Genomic DNA, 238 nt, shown 5'->3' with positions numbered 1-238 from the left:
CTGCTTGTCGAGCTTCTCGAGAGCACGCGCCAGGGCACCGCTCGATTCGAGCTCGCGCTCGGAGAACCAGCGCTCGAAACGCACACCGAAGACATCCAGGTCTTCGCGGATGTCCTCGACCATGGTCTCCAGGGCCGCCTTGAAGCAGGCCTCGTAGCCGTTCTCTCCGAGCAGCTTCCGGGCACGCGCGATCAGGGCATCGACATGCTTTTCGGAGTCGCCGTCCGGCCCGTCCTCC

At 65.1% G+C, this 238-nt stretch carries 1 pseudogene; it reads right to left on the bottom strand.

Annotated elements, in window-relative coordinates:
• Nucleotides 1-238 (bottom strand): annotated as a pseudogene (locus tag SB717_RS39315) (hypothetical protein); the annotation flags it as partial.

This window comes from Priestia sp. SIMBA_032 (genome assembly GCF_046535215.1).
GTDB classification, from domain to species: Bacteria; Bacillota; Bacilli; order Bacillales; family Bacillaceae_H; genus Priestia; species Priestia aryabhattai.
The sequence above is the reverse complement of the archived record's forward strand: the minus strand, read 5'-3'. Positions and strand labels throughout refer to the sequence as shown.